The organism is Mycobacterium sp. TH-M106 (genome assembly GCF_057473765.1).
The window spans coordinates 1-5,265 of the sequence record NZ_JBYCLE010000243.1 but is presented as its reverse complement, the minus strand read 5'-3'; the positions used below and the strand labels follow the sequence as shown (position 1 = coordinate 5,265).

General features: G+C 67.8%; 6 protein-coding genes. 3 read left to right on the top strand and 3 right to left on the bottom strand.

Going from position 1 to position 5,265, the window contains the following annotated elements; all coding sequences use genetic code 11:
- On the bottom strand, positions 1 to 219 hold a 219-nt coding region (locus AC2VOP_RS08510), incomplete at its 3' end, for a hypothetical protein (RefSeq protein ID WP_486960558.1).
- Between the two features lie 273 nt (positions 220 to 492).
- Between AC2VOP_RS08510 and AC2VOP_RS08505 the strand changes: the two genes are divergently transcribed.
- The 3 genes from AC2VOP_RS08505 (at position 493) to AC2VOP_RS08495 (ending at position 3,381) form a co-directional block, all read left to right on the top strand.
- Positions 493 to 2,481 carry an ATP-dependent DNA helicase gene (locus AC2VOP_RS08505; RefSeq protein WP_486960557.1) on the top strand — a complete coding sequence of 663 codons (1,989 nt, stop codon included), beginning with the start codon at positions 493 to 495 and terminating at the stop codon, positions 2,479 to 2,481.
- Positions 2,482 to 2,749: 268 nt separating this feature from the next.
- On the top strand, positions 2,750 to 3,007 hold the full coding sequence (locus tag AC2VOP_RS08500; protein ID WP_486960556.1) for a ribbon-helix-helix domain-containing protein: 258 nt from the start codon (positions 2,750 to 2,752) through the stop codon (positions 3,005 to 3,007).
- Positions 3,004 to 3,381: a PIN domain-containing protein gene (locus AC2VOP_RS08495; RefSeq protein ID WP_486960555.1), complete on the top strand. Its 378-nt coding sequence runs from the start codon at positions 3,004 to 3,006 to the stop codon at positions 3,379 to 3,381. Before AC2VOP_RS08500 ends, AC2VOP_RS08495 begins: the two co-directional genes overlap by 4 nt.
- A gap of 89 nt (positions 3,382 to 3,470) precedes the next feature.
- Here the strand turns inward: AC2VOP_RS08495 and AC2VOP_RS08490 are convergent, their stop codons facing one another.
- Together AC2VOP_RS08490 and AC2VOP_RS08485 are read right to left on the bottom strand one after the other, a co-directional pair.
- A complete protein-coding gene (locus AC2VOP_RS08490; protein WP_486960554.1) occupies positions 3,471 to 4,391 on the bottom strand; it encodes a tetratricopeptide repeat protein in 921 nt (306 codons plus the stop codon).
- Positions 4,392 to 4,491: 100 nt separating this feature from the next.
- The coding region (locus AC2VOP_RS08485; protein ID WP_486960553.1) for an acetyl-CoA C-acyltransferase at positions 4,492 to 5,265 on the bottom strand (774 nt) is incomplete at its 5' end.

Genomic DNA, 5,265 nt, shown 5'->3' with positions numbered 1-5,265 from the left:
CACCGCATCGGTAACACCCGCCAAACCCGCCTGAACCGAGTCAACCAACGGGTCGATGATCAAATCGACGACATCAGCGCGCGCCGGCGGCACACCCACGGTCAGACTCATCGCCACCACCACAAACGCCGCCGCACCCACCACAAGGCCCACGGGACGACGACGACCCACCGTGGTGGTGCGTGATCGACGATCACCCACCGTGAAAAGCTCGGTCATCAATCTAATTCCTTAGTGGAGGTCCCCGCAGCACACAACAGGCCTTAATCCAACGTTAAACTAACGCTCACCTGCCGCAATCCGCAACCCCAACCATCGAATTCGTCCGGTTCGCCGCGGAATTGTCCACGGGATAAGCCTCCAGCAGCCCGCAAGCGCTGCCGCCCACCGGGCAGTAGTCGTGCAGCGAGAAGACGGTTCGTAGAGTATCGGTGTGCTCGGGTCGACGACCCTGATCGCCGACGCCACCTGGTCGCAGGAGACGGTGCCTCGATGAACCACGTGCCCGAGCTGCTGGCCACCGCGGTAGCCGCGCTGGGCGGCACCGAGCGCAGCGGCCAGGTGCAGATGGCCGAAGCGGTCGCGCATGCCTTCGATACCGGCGAACACCTGGCCGTTCAGGCCGGAACCGGCACCGGCAAGTCGCTGGCCTATCTGGTTCCCGCCATCGCCCGCGCAGTGTCCGATGACACCCCGGTGGTGGTGTCTACCGCGACGATCGCTTTGCAACGTCAGCTCGTCGAGCGCGATCTGCCCCGACTCGTCGACGCGCTGGCCGATGTCCTGCCGCGACGGCCACAGTTTGCGCTGCTCAAAGGACGACGGAACTACCTGTGTCTCAACAAAATCCACGGCGGCTCCAGCGGTACCGATGCACCGACCGATGGTGAGCAGGAGGAGCTTTTCGAACCTTCCGCCGCCACCGCCCTAGGCCGCGACGTGCAGCGGCTTACCGCGTGGGCGTCGGAGACCGATACCGGCGACCGCGACGAGCTCAAACCCGGTGTAGCAGACCGGTCCTGGGCGCAGGTCAGTGTGTCGGCACGCGAATGCCTGGGCGCGGCCCGCTGTCCGTTCGGCGCCGAGTGCTTCGCCGAGCGCGCACGCGAAAATGCCAGCGGCGCTGATATTGTCGTGACCAACCACGCGCTGCTGGCCATCGACGCGATCGGCGAGGCCAACGTTCTGCCCGAGCATCGACTGCTGGTGATCGACGAGGCACACGAGCTGGTGGACCGGGTGACTTCGGTGGCCACCGGCGAACTCACGCCGGCTGCGCTCGGCGTCGCGTCGCGGCGGATCACGCGGCTGGTCTCAGCTGAACTGACCCAGCGGTTCGAGACCGCGGCGACCACGTTCGGCTCGGCGATCCACGACGCGCGCCCCCGCCGGATGGATCACCTCGACGACGAGCTGGCGACCTACCTGACCGCGCTGCGCGACGCCGCCGGTGCGGCCCAATCGGCGATCGACCCCGCGCCCAGCGACCCGAAGGCTGCCGCCGCGCGCAAAGAGGCGGTCGTGGCGCTCACCGAAATCGCCGACACCGCGACACGAATCCTGGCCTCGTTCAGACCCGCCATCCCGGAGCGCACCGACGTCGTGTGGCTGGACCACGAGGACAACCGCGGTTCGGTGCGCCCGGTGCTACGGGTGGCACCGCTGTCGGTGGCCGGGCCGTTGCGTGATCGGCTGTTCGCCCGCGCGACCACGGTGCTGACCTCGGCAACCCTGACCGTCGGCGGATCCTTCGCAGCAATGGCGAGCGCCTGGGGCCTGACGGACGGGGATCCGGAATCTCTTTGGCGGGGCTTGGATGTCGGATCGCCGTTTGCCCACGCCAAGGCCGGCATCCTCTACGTCGCCGCGCATCTGCCGGCTCCCGGGCGTGACGGCGCCGGCTCGGCCGAGCAGTTGGCCGAGATCGCGGAGCTGATCAGCGCCGCCGGCGGGCGCACGCTGGGGCTGTTTTCGTCGATGCGGGCGGCACGAGCAGCCGCCGAGGCGATGCGGGAGCGCCTGGAAACGCCGGTGCTGTGCCAGGGCGACGATGCGACCGGCGCGCTGGTCGAGCAGTTCGCCGCCGATGCTGACACCTCCCTGTTCGGCACGCTGTCACTCTGGCAGGGCGTCGACGTGCCCGGCCCATCGCTGTCGCTGGTGCTCATCGACCGAATCCCGTTCCCGCGGCCGGACGACCCGCTGCTGGCCGCCCGCCAGCGCGCAGTGACCGCCCACGGCGGCAACGGTTTCATGACCGTCGCCGCGAGCCACGCGGCGCTGTTACTTGCGCAGGGGGCGGGCCGGCTGCTGCGTGGCCTCGACGATCGAGGAGTGGTGGCGGTGCTGGACTCGCGCATGGCGACCGCGCGCTACGGCGACTACCTGCGTGCCTCGCTGCCGCCGTTCTGGCCGACCACCGACGCAGCCCTGGTCCGGGCGGCGCTGCGGCGGCTATCCGCCGCAACAGAGACCGTCTAGCATTCGACCCGGGAATGAACCACCACTCATCGACAACTCTTAACCGTACCGACACCGGCTTCACATCGAGAGCGGTCCGCTGACTTTCGCCATGCTCATCCGCGCACGCCAGCAACGCCCGGTGAAACCGTCGAGCCCTGGTCCCGACGCCGGTTAAGCCGCGACCCACGCGAACCCACCGATGCCCGGAGTTGTTAGGGCGCTTGGGATGGTTTCATCGCTGGAGTCGACTTGCGCGCTGCGACATCACTAGACGTATAGTGATGTAATGCGAACCCAGATCACGCTGGGCGACGAGGAGATCGAACTGTTGGATCGTGCCGCCGAGGAAAGCGGTGCCTCTCGATCGGAACTGATCCGCCGGGCAGTCCGCAGCACCTACGGGAGCGGGTCAAAGCATGAGCGAGTGGCGGCGCTGCGGCGAAGCGGCGGTGCCTGGCGGGAGCGTGACTTCACCGGAGCTGAGTACGTTGATGCCATTCGCGGCGACCTCAACGAGCGTCTTGCCCGGCTCGGTCTGGCGTGAAGCTGATCGATACCACGGTTGCCGTGGATCATCTGCGCGGTCAGCCCGCTGCTGTCGAATTGCTGGCCGGACTCGTTGATTCCGGTGAGGAAGTGGTGGCCAGCGAGTTGATTCGATTCGAGCTGCTGGCCGGCGTCCGCGAAAAGGAGTTGACGGCCCTCGAGGATTTCTGCTCGGCCCTGACCTGGGCGGGAGTGACGCAACATGTGGCCCGGGTAGCTGGACAGCTGGCACGTCGGTTCAGGCGAAGCCACAGTGGTATCGACGACGTTGACTACGTGATCGCCGCGACGGCGATCGTCATCGACGCGGATCTATTGACGACCAACGTGCGCCACTTCCCGATGTTCGGCGAGCTGCAGCCTCCATACTGATCCGCCGACGGAGCCGATGCGCGAACATGCGCAAAATCGCGCGATCCGGTCTCCGGGAGTGCGACTTTGCGCATGCTCGCGACCAGCAATCAGTACAGCGCGCTGGCCAGGTTGCGGCGCGCGGCGACGACATCCGGATCGGCCGGGTCGAAAAGCTCGAACAACTCCACCAGCCGGGTCCGCACCGAGGTGCGCGCATCACCGGACGTTCGTCGCACCAGCGCGATCAACCGGTCGAACGCGGCGGCGACATCCCGGTTGACGATCTGCACGTCGGCAGCGGCAAACGCGGCGTCGACGTCGTCCGGGGCGGCGTCGGCAACAGCAATCGCATCGGGGCGGTGCGCGGTAGCACGCTGCAAGAAGTCGATCTGGCGAAGGGCCGCGCCGGCTTCGGCGTGCTGGGGATCGGCGTCCAATAGTGCCTGATAAGAGCTTCGCGCCGCGGTGAAATCACCCGCCTCGAGCTGTTCGCGTGCCTGAGTCAGTGCCGGGTCGACCTGCGCCTCCTGGCCGGAATCGGTTGCACCGCCGAGCTTGCCCGCTGTCGCCGACAGCAGCGAATCCACCCAGCGCCGTAGCTGATCCGGTGGCTGCACGCCCTGGAAGCTGGAGATCGGCTGCCCACCGGCCAGCGCCACCACGGTGGGCACCGCCTCAACCCCGAACACCTGCGCCACGCGCGGCGTGGTGTCGACGTTGACCGTGGCCAGCGACCACTTGCCGGTGTCGCCCTCGTTATCGGACTGCGCCAAGCCCGCAAGAGTGTCAGCCAATTGGACACACGCAGCGCTGCGTGGCGACCACAGCAGTACCACCACCGGCACCTGATTGGACCGGAGCAGCACCTCGGCCTCGAAGTTGGCCTCGGTGATCTCGGTGCCGCCCGGCGCGGCTGCCCCAGCACCCCCGGCGCCGCCGGACCCACCCTGCTCGGCCTGCTGCTTGAGGCCGGACAGATCCACCGCTCCGGCCAGTGCTGGGCCGATCGGGGGTCGGGGACGGGTCACGCCGTCAAGTTTGTCACGCCTCGTCGCGCCCTTGTCGACGGCCATCGTCGAGAACTATGAGCAAGATCACATCGCCGCGCTGTCGACGCAACCCAGCAACCTATCCGGCCCGCAGGATCAGCGCATCTCCCTGGCCGCCGCCGCCGCACAGCGCCGCCACCCCGTATCCTGAGCCACGGCGGGCCAACTCCAGCGCAACGTGCAGGGTGATCCGGGCTCCCGACATGCCGATCGGATGCCCGAGGGCGATCGCACCACCGTTGATGTTGACGATGTCGGGGTTCACGTCGAGTTCGGCGATGGAGGCCAGCGCGACCGCGGCGAATGCCTCGTTGATCTCGATGACGCCGAGGTCGTCGACCGTGATGCCTTCCCGGGCGACGGCCTTGCGGACCGCATTGGCCGGCTGGGACTGCAGCGTCGAGTCCGGTCCCGCCACCACGCCGTGCGCGCCGATCTCGACCAGCCAGCTCAGCCTCAGCTCGACGGCCTTGTCCTTGTTCATCACCACCACCGCGGCCGCACCGTCGGAGATCTGCGACGACGACGCGGCGGTGATGGTGCCGTCGCGGCGAAACGCCGGCTTCAACCCGGCCAGCGATTCGGCGGTGGTGTCGGCCCGGATTCCCTCGTCCTTGGTGAACTCCAGCGGGTCGCCCTTGCGCTGCGGAATCGTCACCGGCACCACCTCGTCGGCGAAAATCCCGTTCTTCCACCCCGCGGCCGCCTTCTGATGTGATCCCGCGGCGAACTCGTCCTGCGCACGTCGGGTGAGCTTGTCGACGTCGTTGCGCTGCTCGGTGAGGGCGCCCATCGGCTGGTCGGTGAACGCGTCGTGCAGGCCGTCGTAGGCCATGTGGTCCGACACCGTCAC

Bases quoted from the DNA above. Each gene is read 5' to 3' on its own strand.
- AC2VOP_RS08505 (WP_486960557.1), top strand. From the start codon at position 493: ATGAACCACGTGCCCGAGCTGCTGGCCACCGCGGTAGCCGCGCTGGGC.
- AC2VOP_RS08500 (WP_486960556.1), top strand. From the start codon at position 2,750: ATGCGAACCCAGATCACGCTGGGCGACGAGGAGATCGAACTGTTGGAT.